This is a genomic window from Geodermatophilus sp. URMC 63 (assembly GCF_053502565.1).
Window position 1 is genome coordinate 2,784,612 of sequence record NZ_CP199956.1, and the last position, 16,648, is coordinate 2,801,259.

Genomic DNA, 16,648 nt, shown 5'->3' on the forward strand with positions numbered 1-16,648 from the left:
CGGCGCGGGACCCTGAAGGGTGGCCGGTCCAGCACGTCACCGAACCGGCCAGTGGACGAGGCCGTCGCCGCCGAGGACGGCGCCCTCCGACGGGCGGTGCGGGGCGAGCCGGCCGTCGTGCATGACGTGCTGCACGGTGACACCCCGGCCGAGGACGGCGACGTCGGCGACCAGCCGCCGGTGGCAGCGCCACCACACGCTCTCGCTGCACAGCACCGCGACGGCCGCCGTCGTCGCCTCGGCGAGTACCTCGTCGAGCGCCGCGGCGAACTCCGCCGTCCGGGTGTGCGCGGCGTAGGCGGCGAACTGGGCCACGGTCCACCAGCCGTCGGCCACCGGCTCGTCCGGGGACAGCCGGCGCCGGCCGCCGAGGCGGGCCTCCCAGCGGTAGCCGATCCCCGCCGCGGGCAGCCACGCCTCGAGCGCCTCGCGCCGGACGTCGGGGTTGGTGCGGCTGCCCGGGAAGCGCCGGACGTCGACGACGCGCCCGACCCCGGCCGCGCCGAGCCGGGTACCCAGCCGGTCGCGGTCGTCGGGCCCGTGTCCCACGGTCAGCAGCGGCACCGCCCCTGCCTACCCGTCGCCCGCGCCGGACACCGGGACCGCTCGCGGGGTGCGAGCGGTCCCGGTGCCGGACCGGCCCCGTGGATGCTCCTATGGATCGTCAAGTGGTCCGTGGTGAGGTCAGCAAGTAGTAGAGCTCGCGGGCGATGTATCGCTTGAGGCAGCGGATGATGTCCTTCTTGCTCAGGCCTTGCTCGGTGCGGCGCTTCACGTAGGCCTGGGTGCGGGGGTCCCAGCGCATCCGGCTCAGGGCGACTCGATAGAGGGCGCAGTTGGCCTGCCGGTCACCGCCGCGGTTGAGCCGGTAGCGATGGGTGCGGCCGGAGGAGGCCGGGATGGGGCTGACGCCGCAAAGCGCGGCGAAGGCCGGTTCGGAGTGCAGCCGTTGGGGATTGTCCCCCGCGGTGACCAGCAGTTGGCCGGCCACGTCGGTGCCGACTCCGCTGGCGGCGGTCAGCGCCGGATTGATCCGGGTGACCAGTGGGGTGAGGTCGGCGTCGAGGTCGTCGATCTCGGCGGTCAGCTGCTGATGGCGGCGGGCCAGGGTGCGCAGCGCGGTCGTGGTGGCCTGGGCCGGATCGCTGATCCGGTCGCGGTCAGGGCGCAACGCCGCACAAGTGCTCACCAGTTGCCGGGTGGTCAGCCCACGCAGTCGGGCGCGCAGCGGCTCGGGCGCGGTGATCAGCAGCGCCTTGAGCTGGGTCGGGGCTTCGGCGCGAGCGGCGATGGCGCTGCGGCGGGCCACCCGCAGCGCCCGGAGGGCCTCGACCGGCCCGGTGCGGGTCTTGGGCAGGCCGGTGGACCGGCCGGCCAGCGCGGCGCGGGCGGCGGCCTCGGCGTCGATCGGGTCGGACTTGCCGGCGAACCGGCGGGTCTTGCGGTCGGGCCGGTCGACCTCGACCAACTCGAGGCCGACCGCGGTCAGGTGTCGCGCCAAACCGGCGCCGTAGACCCCGGTGCCCTCCACTCCCACTCGCTGGACCTCGCCGTGCGCGGCCAGCCAGGCGGCCAGCTGGGCATAGCCCGCCGCACTGGCTGCGAACTGGTCGTGACCCAGCAGCCGACCGGCCGCATCGATCACCGCCGCGGTGTGGGTGTCGGCATGGGTGTCCACCCCACCGAACACCGGGTGGTCGGCGGTGACTGGCTGGGCAGTCGTCAACGGGTCTGCGATCGTGGTCATCGCCGTCCTTCTCACTCGATCGGCAAGGGCGGCACGCACCGCCGAGCGAGCGGACAAGACAGTGACGGGTGCTTGCTGGCACAAGCTCCTGTGAGGTCACGACCCCTCGACTGGTGAGTGCACACGAGCTCCGCAGCGGACCGGACCGACAGATCCGGTTGAAGACCCCAAGTCAGTCAGCCGACGGGTCAGGAACGGCCGCTGCGGAGCTCGCCTACATCCTCACTGTCAGCCGAGGCGGACCTCCAGGTCGACGACGTCGCTGTCCGGCCGGAAGCTGCCGACGACCTCGCCCTCGGCTCCGGCGTAGCGGCCGGTCCCGCCGGTCACCGCCCAGGTAAACCCGGCCGGGCCGGCGCCCGGGTCCTCGTCGGCGGCGCCCTGGAAGGCGATCTGCCCCTCCGGCAGGGTGAGCGTGGCCGTGCAGGCGACGGACGACCGGCTCTCCGAGAGGCTAGTGATGGTGCAGCTGCCGGCGTTCGTGCCGATCGTCGTGCCGTCGCGCCGGACGTCGTCCAGGAAGACCTGGGCGTCACCGGGGCTCGGGCCCGGGTCGCCGAGGTCCAGATCGGTGTTGCGGTCGGGCACGGCGACGGTCGTCAGGCGCAGCGTGGAGGCGGCCGTCGCGGTCGTGACCACGGCCAGGGCGGTGCCGGCGCCCGCGAGCAGGACGGCAGCGGCGACCGCGGTGCGGCGCGCGCGGGGTCAGGGACACGGTGAGCTCCTCCGGGGACGGGAGTGATCAGCCGGCGAGCGCCAGCCAGACAGCGGAGGCGACGGTCAGGACGGCGACGGCCACGGCTGCCGCCGCGGCCGCGGTGGACCGCCCGAGACGGCGGCGGGCGTGCAGCGCGAGCCCGGTCGCGCCGCCGGGCTGCCGACTGGCCAGATCGCCCGCCGGCTGGCGCTGTCGGACAAGACGGTGCGCAACCACGTGTCCGCCGTGCTCACCGAGCTGCAGGTGCCCGACCAGGCCGCCGCCGTGGCGCGTGCCCACGAGGCCGGCCTGGGGACCTCCGGCCCCGGTCGGTAGCCCACCCGCTCCCACCGGCCGGGGCGCGCCCGGTCATGCTGGTCGACCGGGCACCGGGTGAGGGGAGCGGGATGACCGGCGGGACGACGCGGCCGCGCACGTCGCTGTGGCGGCTGCCGGCGATGCGCGCCCTGGTCGGCGCGACGTCGCTCGGCTTCGCCAGCTACTGCCTGACGCTGGCCTCGCTGCCGGCGTACGCGGTCGCCGGCGGTGCCTCCCCGGACACCGCCGGCGTCGTCACCGCGGTGTTCCTGCTGGTCACCGTGGCCGTCCAGTCCGCCGTCCCCGCGCTCACCGCGCGCCTCGGCCTCGGCCCGGTCCTGGCCGCGGGCATGCTCGCCCTCGGGGCGCCCGCGCCGCTGTACGTGGTCGACGACGGGGTGCTCTGGCTGTCGGCGGTCTCGGCGGTGCGCGGGGCCGGGTTCGCCGTCCTCACCGTGCTCGGCGCGACGCTGTCCGCGCAGGTCGCCCCGCCCGAGCGCCGCGGCGAGTCGATCGGCCTGTACGGGCTGGCGATCGCCGTGCCCAACCTGGTCGCCGTCCCCGCCGGCGTGGCCCTGGTGCTCGACGGGCACACCGCGGTGCTCTCCTGGCTGGCCGCCGCGCCGGTGCTCGCGCTGCCGCTGGTCGCCGTGCTGGCCCGGGCGGTGCCCTGGCAGGGAGGCGCGGGGACGTCGTCGCGCGCGGCGGCGCGTGCCGCCCTCGCGCCGTCGGCCGTGCTGTTCGTCGTCACCCTGGCCGGGGGCGGGCTGGTCACGTTCCTGCCCATCGAGCGCCCCGACGGCGTCCTGGCCACGGTGGCGCTGCTCGTCTTCGGGATCGCCGGCGCGCTGACCCGCTGGCGGGCCGGGCTGCTCGTCGACCGGGTGGGCACCGGCCGGCTGCTGCCGTCCACACTGCTGCTCGGGGCGGCCGGGATGGCCGTCGTCGCCGTGGGGCTCCCCACCGGGGACGCCGTCGTCCTGCTCGGCGCGGCGCTCTTCGGCGGCGGCTACGGCGCCGTGCAGAACCTGACGCTGGTCACCGCGTTCGCCCGCGCCGGCGAGGGCGGGACGACGGCGGCCAGCGCCCTGTGGAACGCCTCCTTCGACGCCGGCACCGCCCTGGGCGCGCTCGTCCTCGGCGTGGTGGCGGCCGGCGCCGGCCTGTCCTGGACCTACCTGCTGGTCACCGCCGTGCTGGTGGCGGCGCTGCCGGTGGCGCGGGCGGCGACCCGGCCGGTGGCCCGACCGGCCTGAGCGTCAGCGGAGGACGGAGGTCAGCAGCAGGCTGGTCTGGCTGTTGATGACCCCGGGCACGGCCCGGATCCGGTTGAGCAGGCGGTCGAACCCGGCGAGGTCGGCGGTGCGGGTCTCGGCGACGAGGTCCCAAGCGCCGTTGGTCGAGTGCATCGACTCGATCTCGGGGAAGCCGCGCAGCCGCCGGATGACGTCGTCGGTGGAGCGGCCCTCGACCTCGATGAGCGAGACCGCGCGCACCCCGCCGGCCGCACTCTCGTCCCGCATCCGGACGGTGAACCCCACGATGACGTCCTCGGCCACGAGACGGTCGAGGTGGCTGGTGACGGTCGCGCGCGTCACGCCCAGCCGGCGCGCCAGCTCCGCCACCGGCGCCCGGCCGTCCTCGCGCAGGGCCGCCAGCAGGCGCTGGTCGAGGTCGCTGAGCTCCGCCATGGGCAGATCGTACAGACTAGCGCGTCGATGTGTTCCGTGTCTGCGCAGGATGAGCCCGCTCTGCTCATTGCCCGTGCAGATCGACCATCCCTAGCGTTGTCCTCGCTGAGAGGAGGCCGCCGTCATGACGCTCTTCGTCGACGTGCGCAACATGGTCCGCTGGGTGGCCGAGACCGGGCCGGAACGGATCATCACGGGGATGTCCCGCTACGTGGAGGACGACTTCCGCCGGTGGGAGTCCTTCGACAAGATCGCCCGGGTCGGCAGCCACACGCCCTGGGGCGTCATCGAGCTGATGCCCACCAGTGACGGCGAGACCTACGCCTTCAAGTACGTCAACGGGCACCCGAGCAACCCGGTACGCGGCTTCCAGACGGTCAGCGCGTTCGGCGCGCTGGCCGACGTCTCCAACGGCTATCCCGTCTTCCTCGCCGAGATGACCCTGCTCACCGCCCTGCGGACGGCGGCGACCTCGGCCATGGCCGCCCGCCACCTCGCCCGGCCCGACTCCCGCCGCCTGGCGCTCATCGGCGCCGGCAGCCAGTCGGAGTTCCAGGCACTCGGCATGCGCGGCGCCCTGGGGATCACCGAGCTGGCGGTCTGGGACACCGACCCCGCCGCCATGGCGAAGCTGGCCCGCAACCTCGAGCCGCTCGGCTTCGACGTCACGATCGCGTCCTCCGGCCGCGAGGCGGTGCGCGGCGCCGACGTCGTCACCACCTGCACCGCGGACAAGGCCCGCGCGGTGGTGCTGCCCGCCGAGTGGGTCGAACCCGGGGTGCACGTCAACGCGATCGGCGGCGACTGCCCCGGCAAGACCGAGCTCGACCCCACGATCCTGCTCCGCGACGACGTCGAGGTCTTCGTCGAGTTCCCGCCGCAGACGCGCGTTGAGGGGGAGATCCAGGCGATGCCGGCCGACTTCCCGGTGACCGAGCTCTGGCAGGTCCTCACCGGGCGTGCCCCGGGGCGGACGTCGGCCGGCCAGGTGACCGTGTTCGACTCGGTCGGCTTCGCCGTCGAGGACCACTCGGCGCTGCGCTACGTCCGTGACGAGGTGCGCGGCACGCCGTGGGTGGACGACGTCGACCTGGTCGCCGAGCCCGAGGACCCCAAGGACCTCTTCGGGATGGTCGGCGCGCTGACGCCGATCGGCTCCTGAGCTCCCGGCCGGGACCGGCGCGATCACCCGGTCCCGGCCGGTCCGGGTGCGGCCCAGGTGCCGGCCCGGGGCTCAGCCGGCGATGGCGTCGGCGGCGGCGCGCAACGAGCGCAGCAGCAGCAGCTCCTCGCCTGCGCGGCGCAGCCACAGGCGCAGCCCGGCCGGGTCGGTGCGAGCGGCGTCGCGGGCGGCGCCGAGGACGAGCTGGCGGGTGTTGGCCTGCGCCCGCTGCGCCGGTGGCAGCCCGCGGGCCTCGGCGCGGGCCAGCGCGGTGAGGGCGGCGCCGACGTAGACGAGGTCGCGCACCTGGTCGACGTCGGCGAGCACGGTGTCGGCGCCGGCGGGGTCGCCGGCCTCGAGCCGGCGCACCAGCTCACCGGCGCGCTCGCGGCCGACGGTGGCGGGATCGGGGGAGGTCACCCCCCCACTGTGCCCGTCCGCCGCCGGGGCCCGCCGGGGGTGTCATTCCGCGACCTCGTGCTCTGCCCACGACTGTGGGCAGAGCTCGACGGGACGGTGGGTAGGTGCCCCCGCGCGACCTCGTGCTCTGCCCACGAGTGTGGGCAGAGCACGAGGACCGGTGGAGGAGGGGTGTCTGCGGGGGCCTCACCGGCGTGAGCGGTGCGGGCGGCGGCCCCGGTCAGGCGTCGCGGCGGGTGAAGGCGAGGGCCGCGACGGCGAGCAGGACCGCCACCTCGGCGGCGAAGACGGCGAACCCGGTCCACGGCTCGAGCAGCACCGGGTTGAACGCCTCCGGCATCGCGATCCGCGACCCGGCGTTGCCCGGCATGAGCTTGGTCAGCCACTCGCCCCACGCGCCGGGCAGCAGCACCAGCAGGTTGCCGACCAGGAACACCAGCGCCAGCACCACCGACACCACCGCCGCGGTCGAGCGCAGCAGCAGCCCGGCAGCCATCGCGAACAGCCCCAGACCGGCCATGTACAGGCCGCTGCCGAGCAGCGAGCGCAGCATCCCGTCGTCGCCGAGGGAGATGCCGATGCCCTCCGCGGACAGGAACGCGTTGCCACCCAGCCAGCCGAGCGTCGCCGTCACGACGCCGGCCACGAACAGCGTGCCGGCGAGGACGAGCGCCTTGGCGGCGAGCACGGTGCCGCGCCGCGGGGTGGCGGCCAGCGTCGCGCGGATCATCCCGGTGCCGTACTCGCCGGTGACGACGAGGGCGCCGAGCACGACCGCGGTCACCTGCGCGAACAGCAGCCCCCAGGTGATGAAGGCGCCGACCGGCTCGCCCGTCTGCCCGTCGGCGAGATCGGGTGCGACCAGCGCGCACACCAGCGTGGTCAGACCGGCGCCGAGGGCGACCATGGCGACCAGCGACCAGCCGGTGGAGCGCACCGACCACAGCTTGATCCACTCCGCGTGCACGGCGCGGCCGAGGCCGGCGCGGACCGGGCCGGCAGCGGCGGTGCGGGGCAGGGTCGGGGCGGGAGCGGTCACCGGGTCACCTCGGCGGGAGCGGCGGCGTACTCGACGCTGCCGGCGGTCAGGGTCATGAAGGCGTCCTCCAGGGAGGAGGAGACGAGGCCGAGCTCGTGCAGCACCAGGCCGGCGCCGGCGGCGAGCTCGCCGGTGGTGGCGGTGTCGACGCCCCGCACGCGCAGTGCGTCGCCGTCCCGGGTGACCTCCGCGCCGGCGCGGCGCAGCAGGTCGGCGAGCTCGGCGGGCCGCGGGGTGCGCACGCGGACGGAGGACGCCGCGTGGGCGGCGATGAACTCCGACGTCGGGCAGTCGGCGAGCACGCGGCCGCGGCCGACGACGACCAGGTGGTCGGCGGTCAGCGCCATCTCGGCCATGAGGTGGCTGGAGACCAGCACGGTGCGGCCCTCGGCGGCGAGGTCACGGGCCAGGGTGCGCACCCAGCGGATGCCCTCGGGGTCCAGGCCGTTGACCGGCTCGTCGAGGACGACGACGGGCGGGTCGCCGAGCAGCGCGGCGGCGATGCCCAGCCGCTGGCCCATGCCGAGGGAGAACCGCCCGACCCGCTGGCCGGCGACCGCCTCGAGGCCGACCAGGCCGAGCACCTCGTCGACCCGGGCGGCCGGGATGCCGTTGCTCGCGGCCATCCACCGCAGGTGCGCCCGGGCGGAGCGGCCCGGGTGCAGGGCGCGGGCCTCGAGCAGCGCCCCGACGGCGCGCAGCGGTGCGGGGGAGTCGGCGTAGCGGGCGCCGTCGACGGTGACCGTGCCGGCGGTCGGGCGGTCCAGGCCGATGACCATCCGCATCGTCGTCGACTTGCCGGCGCCGTTCGGGCCGAGGAAGCCGGTGACCCGGCCGGGCCGGACGGTGAAGGAGACGTCGTCGACGGCGAGGCGGTCGCCGAAGCGCTTGGTGAGTCCGGAGGCGACGATCACGCCGATCACCGCCGCGGGGGAGGGGAGGAGGTCATGGCCCGGAAGGCTCCCGGCCGGCGCGGTGCCGGCACATCCGGGCCGGACCCCCATCCGCCCCTGATGTGACCCCGTCGCCCCCTCCGGGAGGACCCTGGGTCAGGCGCTGCGGGAGAGCGCTGCGTCGGTGTCGGCGTCGGCGTCGAGCAGCCGGCGCAGCGTGCGCGCGGCGGTGCGGCCGGCCCGGTTCGCGCCGATCGTGCTGGCGCTCGGCCCGTAGCCGACCAGCTGGAGCCGGGGCTCGTCCACGGCGGAGGTGCCGTCGAGCCGGATCACGCCGTCCCGGGTGCGCAGCCGCAGTGGCGCGAGGTGGCCGACGGCGGCGCGGAAGCCGGTGGCCCACAGGATGACGTCGGCGTCCACCGTCCGGCCGTCGTCCCAGGCCACGCCGCCGGGGGTGATGCGGTCGAACACCGGCAGCCGGGTGAGGACGCCGTCGTCCAGTGCCCGGCGCACCCACGGCGTGACGACCAGCCCGGTGGCGCCGACGACGCTGCCCGGCATCCGGCCGGCGCGGACGGCGGCCTCCACCCGGGCCACCGCCGCGCGGCCCTGCTCCTCGCCGAAGGGCCCCTCCCGCCAGAGCGGCGGGCGGCGGGTCACCCAGGTGGTGCGGGCGACCGGGGCCAGCTCCCCGAGCAGCTGCACCGCCGAGGCGCCGCCGCCGACGACGACCACCGACCGCCCGGCGAACTCCGCCGCGCCGCGGTAGCCGACGGTGTGCAGCTGCCGGCCGCGGAAGGTCTCCTGGCCGGGGTAGGAAGGCACGAACGGCCGGGTCCAGGTACCGGTGGCGTTGACCAGGCCGCGGGCCCGCCACTCGCCCGCCGACGTCCGCACGAGGAAGCGGCCGTCGCCGGTGCGCTCCACCGCGGTCACCCGCACCGGCCGCTCGACCGGCAGGCCGAAGTGCCGCTCGTACTCGGCGAAGTAGGCCGGCACCGCCTCGGCGGCGGGCAGGTCCGCCGAGGCGGGCTCGAACGGCAGGCCGGGCAACTCGTGCACCCGGTGGGTCGTGGCCAGGGTCAGCGACGCCCAGCGGTGCTGCCAGGCGCCGCCCGGCGCGGCCTCGCCGTCGAGGACGACGAAGCCGCTGCCGGGAGCGAAGCCCTGGCGGGCCAGGTGGTGGGCGGTGCTCAGGCCGGCCTGGCCGGCACCGACGACCACGACGTCGACGTCCCGCGGGGTGCTCACGACCCCCGGAACGCCACCGGGCCCGCCGGGCTTCCGCTCCTCAGGCCAGGGTGAGTCGCCCGAGGTCGGCGCCGGTCAGCTCGGTCGCCGCCCGCTCGTACCCGAAGCGGACGACGACCGAGCCGGGCCGGGCCTCGACCAGCCACGTCGGACGGGCCTCGCCGCCGTCGGCCGGCCGGTACTCCCACCGCTCGGCCAGCAGCGCCAGCCCCCGGGAGCGGAGGAAGGCCTCGGCCTCGTCGCGACCGGCGAAGGTCCGCAGCGGCGCCCCGAAGACGGCGTGCGCCACCCACCGGTCGCCGCCGGCGACGGCACCCACGGCACCCACGGCGGCCAGGTGGCCGACGAGTTCGCCGTCCTCCGGACGGTGTACCGGCTCGAGCACGGGGGGAGGGGTCACGTGCCCGACGCTACGGACCCGGGCAACCCGTTTTCGCAGCTCAGCCGATCGCGACGACGAAGACGAGGTAGATGACCAGCAGGAGGGCGAGCAGGACGAAGCCGAAGCCGAGGGTGACCCAGCGGTGGATGGAGGTGAGCAGTTCGGTCTGCCGGTCGAGGTGGCTCAGCTGGGCCTGGCGGAAGGCCTCGGCGCGTTCCTGCTCGGACAGTGGACGCGGGTCCATCTCGGCGGCTCCCCCGGGGTCGGTGCGACGTCGGCCGACGGTAGGGCTCCAGGCTCCGGATCCCCGGGAGCGACCCGTCCCGGCGCTCGAGTGGCCCGCCGGCCCGCGGCCCTGCAAGGTCGGGGCGCCGGTGAGCACAGTCGGCGGACCAGGTGGGCGCTCCCGACCCTCCCTCCGGAGCCGCCTCGAGGAGGGGACGACCCCATGCGCGCGATGGTGTACCGCGGCCCGTACAAGATCCGGGTCGAGGACAAGGACGTCCCGGCGATCGAGCACCCCAACGACGCGATCGTGCGGGTGACGCTGGCCGCGATCTGCGGCTCCGACCTGCACCTCTACCACGGCCTCATGCCGGACACCCGGATCGGGCACACGTTCGGCCACGAGTTCATCGGCGTCGTGGAGCAGGTCGGCTCCTCGGTGCAGAACCTGCAGGTCGGCGACCGGGTGATGGTGCCGTTCAACATCTTCTGCGGCAGCTGCTGGTACTGCGCCCGCGGCCTGTACTCCAACTGCCACAACGTCAACCCGAACGCCACCGCCGTCGGCGGCATCTACGGCTACTCGCACACCACCGGCGGGTACGACGGCGGCCAGTCGCAGTACGTCCGCGTCCCGTTCGCCGACGTCGGCCCGGTGCCGATCCCCGACTGGATGCACGACGAGGACGCCGTCCTGCTGACCGACGCCGCCGCCACCGGCTACTTCGGCGCGCAGCTGGGCGACATCGCCGAGGGCGACACGGTCGTCGTCCTCGGTGCCGGGCCGGTCGGGCTGATCGCCGCCCAGTCCTCCTGGCTGATGGGCGCGGGCCGGGTGATCGTGGTCGACCACCTGCAGGAGCGGCTGGAGAAGGCGCGGACCATGGCCCACGCGGAGACGATCGACTACGACGAGCACGACGACGTCGTGGTCGAGATGAAGAAGCAGACGGACTTCCTGGGCGCCGACGTCGTCATCGAGGCGGCCGGCGCCGAGGCCGACGGCAACTTCCTGCAGCAAGTGACCGGGACCAAGCTCAAGCTGCAGGGCGGCTCCCCGGTCGCCCTCAACTGGGCGATCGACGGGGTGCGCAAGGGCGGCACCGTCTCCGTCGTCGGCGCCTACGGGCCGATCCCCAACGCGGTCAAGTTCGGCGACGCGCTGAACAAGGGGCTCACGCTGCGGATGAACCAGACGCCGGTGAAGCGCCAGTGGCCGCGGATGTTCGAGCACGTCCGCAACGGCCACCTGACGCCGCGGGAGATGGTGACCCACCGCTTCCCGCTGGAGCACATCGCCGAGGCGTACCACGTGTTCTCCAGCAAGCTCGACGGCTGCATCAAGCCGCTGGTCCTGCCCGACGCCGCCTGACGGGAGAGCGACGATGACCGACCCCGAGATCCCGAGCGCCTACGTCCGGGACAAGCGCACCCCGCCCCCGAGCCGCGAGGAGCTGCGCGCCCGCATCCCCGGGTGGGGGGCCGACCTCGACCCCGCCGACCGGCCGTCGTACCCGAAGCTGCAGTACCCGGCCGACACCGGAGCCCACTGGGACTTCCCCGAGCGCCAGCCGCAGAAGTGGCCGCGGGAGCACTCGATCGAGCACGCCTTCGTCACGCCGGTGTTCGGCACCGCCCAGCCGCCGAAGGGCCTGTCCGGGGCGATCCGCAAGCTCGCCTACGCCCGCTTCAGCGAGGGGCGGCTCGCGCACTGGCTGCTGCTGATCGTCGGCGACCGCGTCGACGCGTGGGAGCACCACCTGCGGTCGTTCGCGTCCGCGCGTCCCGACGTGCCCGCCACCGGCGTGCGGGCCGAGTTCACCCACGGGGGCCTGCGGTCGCGGCGCGGCCGCTCCGACGCCCGGCACCAGCTGCTCGACCCGGTCGTCGTCGCCGGGCCGTGGGTGGCCGGCGCCGGGGCCGCGGTGCTGGGCGTGCGGAGGGTGGTCCGGGCGCTGCGCCGCTGACGGCGGCCGTCAGATCCGGGAGCGGCGCTGCAGCCCGACGAAGGCCGCCCACCCCAGCGGGGCCGGCAGCCAGAACGTCGCCACCCGGAAGGCGAGCACCGCCGTCAGGGCCGACGCCACCGGGACACCGGTCGCGGTCAGGCCACCGACCAGCGCCGCCTCGACCGCGCCGAGGCCGCCGGGTGTGGGCGCCGCCGACCCCACGGTGGAGCCGACGAGGTACACCACCACGACCGACGACAGGGCCGGTGAGACGGAGAACGCACGCAGCGACGCGTCCAGCGCGAGCACGTAGCCGCCGTTGAGCAGCAGGACGCCGAGGACGGCCGTGGCCAGCCGGCGGGGCTCGGTGACCGCGGCGAGCAGCTGCGGCAGCGTGCGCCGGACCAGCGGCTCGAGCCGCCGGCGCAGCGCCCGCCGGGCCGCCGGGACGGCGACGGCCAGCCCGAGCAGCGCGGCCGCCGCGAGGAGGACGGCGAGGACGTCGCCGCTGGGCAGCAGCGAGGGACGTGACGGCGAGACCCCGCTGAGCCACCCGCACACCAGGAGCAGCACCAGCGTGACCGCGACGGTGACGACCTGGCTGACCCCGACCGTGGCCGCCGCGGTCGCGACCGGCAGCCCGGAGCGCTGCAGGTAGCGGATGTTCACGCCGACGTGCCCGACGGTCGGCGGGGTCACCAGCGTCACGAACGCCGAGGACAGCTGCACCAGCGTGGTGCGGCCCAGCGGCAGGCGGCCGGGCACGAACGCCGCCAGCGACAGTGCCGCCCCGACGTAGGTCAGTGCCGAGCCGAGCAGCGCGACGGCGAGCCAGCGCCAGTCGGCCCGCGCCAGCGCCGTCCCGATGCCGACGTCGGACAGCTGCGTGACCAGGACGTGCGCGCCGACCGTCGCGCCCGCCACGCTCAGGACGGTGCGCCCGCTGACCCGCTCGAGGCGGGGAGCGGTCGCCACCCGCCCGCCGTCGGGACCGGCGAGCGCGGTGCGCAGGTCGCCGAGGACGGGCGTCCCGGAGACCGCGCGGCGGACCGGCCGCGGCAGTGCCAGCGGCTGCAGCAGGGCCGCCCACCGGCGCTCCTCGCCCGGCCCGGAGGCGTAGCCGGCGCGCAGGGCCGCGACCGCCCGGCCGGCGCCGGCCCGGGCGGCGCCCGCGACCAGCAGCGCCACCACGTCCAGGTCGCGCTGCAGCTCGGCGGCGGCGGGCTGGGCGTCCCGGAGGTCGGTGAGGCCAGCCCCGCCGTCGGGCAGGAGGACGACGGCCTCGGCGGTGAGCGCGCCGTGGGCGAGCCCGGCCCGGTGCAGCCGGCGCAGCGTGCCGAAGGCGGCGGTGAGGGCGTCGGTGAGGGCCGCGGTGAGGGCCGCGGTGAGGGCCGCGGGCAGGTCGCCGGCGTCCGCTGCGTCGCCGTCGGGTCCCGCCGGCAGGCCGGTGCCGGGCAGCGGCCGCTCGACGAGCACCAGGGCCGGGCCCGCGGGCAGCAGCGCCAGCACCGGCGGCACCGCCACCCCGGCCGAGCGGGCCAGGCCGGCGACGAGCGCCCGGCGCTCGAGGACCCCGCGCAGGGACAGCGCCGGGCGGCCGACCGCCGAGGTGCGGAACCACAGCACCCGCCAGGCGCGGCGGGCGAGGGTCACGCCCCGCCGGTCCGGGTCGACGACGGTGAGCACCAGGTCGCCGCAGGCGTCGCTGGCGGCGTAGCGGGCCCGCCCGGCCGCGTCGTCGAGCGGCCGCAGCCCGTCCGCGACGACGATCCCCGCCTGCGCGAGCACCTCCACCACGAGGTCCACCGGCGGGCGCGCGGGCACCACGCCGGCGGCCACGCGCACCCCGAGACCGGCGCCGGTGCCGAGCAGGACGGCGGCGACCGCGCCCGGCACGGTGAGGCTCCCCAGGGCCAGGGCGCAGCCGGCCGCCGCGGTCAGCGCCGCGGCGGCCGCGCCCAGCAGCCGCCGTCCCCGGGGCAGGTCGGCGCCGACGAGGAGGGCGACGGCGGCGCCGAGCGGGACGACGGCCGAGTCCTGTCGCGGGCCGAGGGCCGCCACCCACCCCGCCTGCCCGGCCTCCTGCGCGGCGACCGCGAGGGCGGTGCCGACGGCGCAGGCCGCCGCCGCGGGGAGCAGCGCCCAGCGCCGCCGCCGCAGCGCGTCGACCACCACGGCGAGCAGCACGCCGAGGACGGCGAAGGAGGCGAGGGCGTTCGCGACCGACAGCAGGGCCCGCGGCAGCCCGCGCACGCCCTCGGGCACCGTCGCGCCGGCGGTGCCGGGCAGCAGCGCGGACAGCACCCCGAGCCCGGCCGCGAGGCCGGCGACCGCCGCCAGCCGGGCGGCGTCGGAGGGACGGCGGACCCGCGCCCGGGGCCACCAGGACCCCGGACCGTCCCCCCCGCCGCCGTCCACGGGCAGCAGTATCGACAGCGTGCGACGGCCCGGGCGGCACCGACCCCGCGGCGTGCGGTCAGGCGCCGCCGGACGCCGTCCCGGCCAGGATGCCGCCCGCCAGCGCGCCGGCGGCCACCAGCCCGGCGGCGGTGCCCCAGCGTCGTCTCGTCGTCTGCACGTCGTCTCCTCCACTCGCGGCCCCCGTCGGGCCGTGTGGGGACGACGGTGCAGCGCCTCCCTGCGCCGGAGGTCGCCGTCCACTGGGGAGTTCGTGTCGACGCCGCGCCGGCCGGCGGCGCTGTGGCAGACCTCCGCGGGCGGCGCCCGCGCGGGCCGGTCCGCCCTGGTGGTCACGGCCGCACGCTCGGCCGAGGCCACTGCTCTCCGACACTGGGTGGACCGGTCGCCCCAGTACGGTCGGTGGGTGCCGCCCTCGCCGATCGCGACCGTCGACTACCACACCGGTGGTGAGCCCTTCCGGATCGTCGCCGATCCACCGGTGCCCATCCCGGGCGCGACGGTCGCCGAGCGCCGCGTTCGGGCGATCGAGGACCCCGACGTGCAGGCGCTGCGGGCGGTGCTGTGCTCGGAGCCGCGCGGGCACGCCGACATGTACGGCGGCTTCCTCGTGCCGCCGGACGACTCCGGCGCCCATCTCGGCGTGCTGTTCTGGCACAAGGACGGCTTCTCCACCGCCTGTGGCCACGGCACCATCGCGTTGGGGGTGTGGGCGGTCGACACCGGCCTCGTCGAGGCCCCGAACTCCGGCAGCGTGGACGTGGTCATCGACGTCCCCTCGGGTCGGGTGACCGCCCGCGTGCACCGGGAGGGCGGGCGGACGATGGCGGTCGACTTCGTCAACGTGCCGAGCTGGGTGGTGGCCCGGGAGGTGCCGGTGAGCACCTCTCGCGGGGAGGTGACCGTGACGGTGGCCTACGGCGGGGCGATGTACGCGACCCTGCCCGCCCGGGCGCTCGGGCTGTCGGTCACCCCGGACGAGCTCGGTGAGCTCATCGCCCTCGGCCGGGAGATCAAGTGGGCGCTCGACGACTCCGAGCACGCTGTGCACCCCGACGATCCGCGGCTGACCGGGATCTACGGGACCATCTGGTACGACGACCTCGGCAGCCCGGACGGAGACGCCGACGGGCGGGTGCACCAGCGCAACGTGACCGTCTTCGCCGACGGCGAGGTCGACCGCTCCCCGTGCGGCTCGGGCACCTGCGCCCGCCTCGCCGTGCTCGCCGAGGAGGGCCGGCTGCCGGCCGGCACCGTGCTGCGGCACGACTCGATCGTCGGGAGCACCTTCACCGGCGCCGTGCTCGACACCCTCGACGTCGACGGCCGCCGCGCGGTGCTGCCGCAGGTGACCGGCATGGCCTACCGCACCGGCGCACACGTCTTCACCGTCGACGAGCACGATCCACTGGTGCCGGGGTTCGTGCTGCGGTGAGGTTCCTCGACGCGGACGCCGTCACCGCGCTCGGGCCGGCCGCCGCGGTCCGGGCGATCTCCGACGCGCTGCGCGCCGGGCTGGACCCCGCCGGCGACCCACCGCGGACGGCGGTCGGGCTGTCGCGCGGGCAGTTCCTGCTCATGCCCTCGGAGACGCCGGCCGCGGCCGGGGTCAAGGTCGCCACCGTCGCCCCGGGCAACCCGGCCCGCGGGCTGCCCCGCATCCAGGCCGCCTACCTGCTCTTCGACCGGGACACCCTCGCGCTGCGCGCGGTGCTCGACGGCACCGCGCTGACCACGCTGCGCACCCCGGCGGTGTCGGTCGCCGCCGTCCTCCCGGTCCTGGCCGACCGGCCGCTGCGGGTGGCGGTGGTCGGGGCCGGCCCGCAGGCGGTCGGGCACGTCGCCGCGCTGGGCGCCGTCCGCCCGCTGGCGGCAGCCACCCACCTGGTCCGCGACCCGTCCCGGACCCCGCTGGCGGCGGTGCGGCTCGGCTCCGCGGACGCCGACGAGGCGCTGCAGGCCGCGGACGTCGTCGTCTGCGCCACCTCGGCCCGCACGCCGCTGTTCGACTCGGCCCTGCTCGGCGACGACGCCGTGGTGATCGCGGTCGGCTCCCACGAACCCGACGCCCGGGAACTGGACGCCGCACTCCTCGGCCGGGCCACCGTGGTGGTGGAGGACGTCGCCACCGCGCTGCGCGAGGCCGGGGACGTCGTGCTCGCGATCGCCGACGGCGCGCTGGCCGCAGAGGACCTCCTGCCCGTGCGCGACGTCGTGTCCGGCGCGGCTGTGCCGGGCGCCGGCCGCCCGCTGGTGTTCAAGAGCGTCGGCATGTCCTGGCAGGACCTCGTCGTCGCCGAGGCCGTGCTGTCCGCGGACGGCACCGGGCACTGAGTCGCAGCGCCCCGTTGCGCCTCCACGCCCCGCGCGGTCGACGTCCCCGAGTACCTGGTGGGCGGCGCTCTCGCCGGCTGGACCGCACATCCTCGAGGCGTCGGGATCGTGGTCCTCGGGCA

The 16,648-nt window shown here is 76.3% G+C and carries 18 protein-coding genes; 7 read left to right on the forward strand and 11 right to left on the reverse strand.

Annotation, left to right across the window (positions count from 1 at the left end):
- Nucleotides 1-36 precede the first annotated feature (36 nt).
- The 3 genes from ACWIZO_RS13710 to ACWIZO_RS13720 all read right to left on the reverse strand — a co-directional run bounded on the left by ACWIZO_RS13710 (nt 37) and on the right by ACWIZO_RS13720 (nt 2,386).
- Nucleotides 37-564: a DUF488 domain-containing protein gene (locus tag ACWIZO_RS13710; protein ID WP_448638225.1), complete on the reverse strand. Its 528-nt coding sequence runs from the start codon at nt 562-564 to the stop codon at nt 37-39.
- Nucleotides 565-664: 100 nt separating this feature from the next.
- On the reverse strand, nt 665-1,747 hold the full coding sequence (locus ACWIZO_RS13715) for an IS110 family transposase (RefSeq protein ID WP_448638226.1): 1,083 nt from the start codon (nt 1,745-1,747) through the stop codon (nt 665-667).
- 228 nt (nt 1,748-1,975) lie between these two features.
- Entirely contained in the window at nt 1,976-2,386 is a 411-nt protein-coding gene (locus ACWIZO_RS13720; protein WP_448638227.1) for an allene oxide cyclase barrel-like domain-containing protein, read from the reverse strand.
- 205 nt (nt 2,387-2,591) lie between these two features.
- Here ACWIZO_RS13720 and ACWIZO_RS13725 point away from each other — a divergent pair, with 205 nt between their 5' ends.
- On the forward strand, nt 2,592-2,780 hold the full coding sequence (locus tag ACWIZO_RS13725) for a LuxR C-terminal-related transcriptional regulator (RefSeq protein WP_448638228.1): 189 nt from the start codon (nt 2,592-2,594) through the stop codon (nt 2,778-2,780).
- Nucleotides 2,781-2,851: 71 nt separating this feature from the next.
- The gene (locus tag ACWIZO_RS13730; RefSeq protein WP_448638229.1) at nt 2,852-4,018 is read left to right on the forward strand and encodes an MFS transporter; all 1,167 of its coding nucleotides are present in this window, start codon (nt 2,852-2,854) and stop codon (nt 4,016-4,018) included.
- A 3-nt stretch (nt 4,019-4,021) separates the two neighbouring features.
- Here ACWIZO_RS13730 and ACWIZO_RS13735 read toward each other — a convergent pair whose 3' ends face one another.
- The gene (locus tag ACWIZO_RS13735) at nt 4,022-4,453 is read right to left on the reverse strand and encodes an Lrp/AsnC family transcriptional regulator (protein ID WP_446759287.1); all 432 of its coding nucleotides are present in this window, start codon (nt 4,451-4,453) and stop codon (nt 4,022-4,024) included.
- 124 nt (nt 4,454-4,577) lie between these two features.
- On the opposite strand from ACWIZO_RS13735, the gene ACWIZO_RS13740 reads away from it, so the two are divergent.
- Nucleotides 4,578-5,615 (forward strand): ornithine cyclodeaminase, encoded by a 1,038-nt coding sequence (locus ACWIZO_RS13740; protein WP_448638230.1) that lies wholly within the window; start codon nt 4,578-4,580, stop codon nt 5,613-5,615.
- Between the two features lie 72 nt (nt 5,616-5,687).
- Here the strand turns inward: ACWIZO_RS13740 and ACWIZO_RS13745 are convergent, their stop codons facing one another.
- The 6 genes from ACWIZO_RS13745 to ACWIZO_RS13770 all read right to left on the reverse strand — a co-directional run bounded on the left by ACWIZO_RS13745 (nt 5,688) and on the right by ACWIZO_RS13770 (nt 9,844).
- On the reverse strand, nt 5,688-6,035 hold the full coding sequence (locus ACWIZO_RS13745) for a hypothetical protein (RefSeq protein ID WP_448638231.1): 348 nt from the start codon (nt 6,033-6,035) through the stop codon (nt 5,688-5,690).
- A 220-nt stretch (nt 6,036-6,255) separates the two neighbouring features.
- The gene (locus ACWIZO_RS13750) at nt 6,256-7,074 is read right to left on the reverse strand and encodes an ABC transporter permease (RefSeq protein ID WP_448638232.1); all 819 of its coding nucleotides are present in this window, start codon (nt 7,072-7,074) and stop codon (nt 6,256-6,258) included.
- Nucleotides 7,071-7,988 (reverse strand): ABC transporter ATP-binding protein, encoded by a 918-nt coding sequence (locus tag ACWIZO_RS13755; protein ID WP_448638233.1) that lies wholly within the window; start codon nt 7,986-7,988, stop codon nt 7,071-7,073. The genes ACWIZO_RS13750 and ACWIZO_RS13755 overlap by 4 nt, the downstream gene beginning before the upstream one ends.
- Nucleotides 7,989-8,123: 135 nt before the next feature.
- The gene (locus ACWIZO_RS13760; RefSeq protein ID WP_448638234.1) at nt 8,124-9,218 is read right to left on the reverse strand and encodes an NAD(P)-binding domain-containing protein; all 1,095 of its coding nucleotides are present in this window, start codon (nt 9,216-9,218) and stop codon (nt 8,124-8,126) included.
- 40 nt (nt 9,219-9,258) lie between these two features.
- On the reverse strand, nt 9,259-9,618 hold the full coding sequence (locus ACWIZO_RS13765; RefSeq protein WP_448638235.1) for a hypothetical protein: 360 nt from the start codon (nt 9,616-9,618) through the stop codon (nt 9,259-9,261).
- 40 nt (nt 9,619-9,658) lie between these two features.
- Entirely contained in the window at nt 9,659-9,844 is a 186-nt protein-coding gene (locus tag ACWIZO_RS13770) for a hypothetical protein (protein WP_448638236.1), read from the reverse strand.
- A 204-nt stretch (nt 9,845-10,048) separates the two neighbouring features.
- Between ACWIZO_RS13770 and ACWIZO_RS13775 the strand changes: the two genes are divergently transcribed.
- Entirely contained in the window at nt 10,049-11,197 is a 1,149-nt protein-coding gene (locus tag ACWIZO_RS13775; RefSeq protein WP_448638237.1) for a zinc-dependent alcohol dehydrogenase, read from the forward strand.
- Between the two features lie 13 nt (nt 11,198-11,210).
- Nucleotides 11,211-11,792 (forward strand): hypothetical protein, encoded by a 582-nt coding sequence (locus ACWIZO_RS13780; protein WP_448638238.1) that lies wholly within the window; start codon nt 11,211-11,213, stop codon nt 11,790-11,792.
- 9 nt (nt 11,793-11,801) lie between these two features.
- Here ACWIZO_RS13780 and ACWIZO_RS13785 read toward each other — a convergent pair whose 3' ends face one another.
- A complete protein-coding gene (locus ACWIZO_RS13785) occupies nt 11,802-14,192 on the reverse strand; it encodes a lysylphosphatidylglycerol synthase domain-containing protein (protein ID WP_448638239.1) in 2,391 nt (796 codons plus the stop codon).
- 406 nt (nt 14,193-14,598) lie between these two features.
- Here ACWIZO_RS13785 and ACWIZO_RS13790 point away from each other — a divergent pair, with 406 nt between their 5' ends.
- Together ACWIZO_RS13790 and ACWIZO_RS13795 are read left to right on the forward strand one after the other, a co-directional pair.
- Nucleotides 14,599-15,627: a proline racemase family protein gene (locus ACWIZO_RS13790; protein ID WP_448638240.1), complete on the forward strand. Its 1,029-nt coding sequence runs from the start codon at nt 14,599-14,601 to the stop codon at nt 15,625-15,627.
- The gene (locus tag ACWIZO_RS13795) at nt 15,624-16,526 is read left to right on the forward strand and encodes an ornithine cyclodeaminase family protein (RefSeq protein WP_448638241.1); all 903 of its coding nucleotides are present in this window, start codon (nt 15,624-15,626) and stop codon (nt 16,524-16,526) included. Before ACWIZO_RS13790 ends, ACWIZO_RS13795 begins: the two co-directional genes overlap by 4 nt.
- The last annotated feature ends 122 nt before the right edge of the window (nt 16,527-16,648 follow it).

Bases quoted from the DNA above. Each gene is read 5' to 3' on its own strand.
- ACWIZO_RS13715 (WP_448638226.1), bottom strand. From the start codon at position 1,747: ATGACCACGATCGCAGACCCGTTGACGACTGCCCAGCCAGTCACCGCC.
- ACWIZO_RS13730 (WP_448638229.1), top strand. From the start codon at position 2,852: ATGACCGGCGGGACGACGCGGCCGCGCACGTCGCTGTGGCGGCTGCCG.
- ACWIZO_RS13735 (WP_446759287.1), bottom strand. From the start codon at position 4,453: ATGGCGGAGCTCAGCGACCTCGACCAGCGCCTGCTGGCGGCCCTGCGC.
- ACWIZO_RS13740 (WP_448638230.1), top strand. From the start codon at position 4,578: ATGACGCTCTTCGTCGACGTGCGCAACATGGTCCGCTGGGTGGCCGAG.
- ACWIZO_RS13770 (WP_448638236.1), bottom strand. From the start codon at position 9,844: ATGGACCCGCGTCCACTGTCCGAGCAGGAACGCGCCGAGGCCTTCCGC.
- ACWIZO_RS13775 (WP_448638237.1), top strand. From the start codon at position 10,049: ATGCGCGCGATGGTGTACCGCGGCCCGTACAAGATCCGGGTCGAGGAC.
- ACWIZO_RS13780 (WP_448638238.1), top strand. From the start codon at position 11,211: ATGACCGACCCCGAGATCCCGAGCGCCTACGTCCGGGACAAGCGCACC.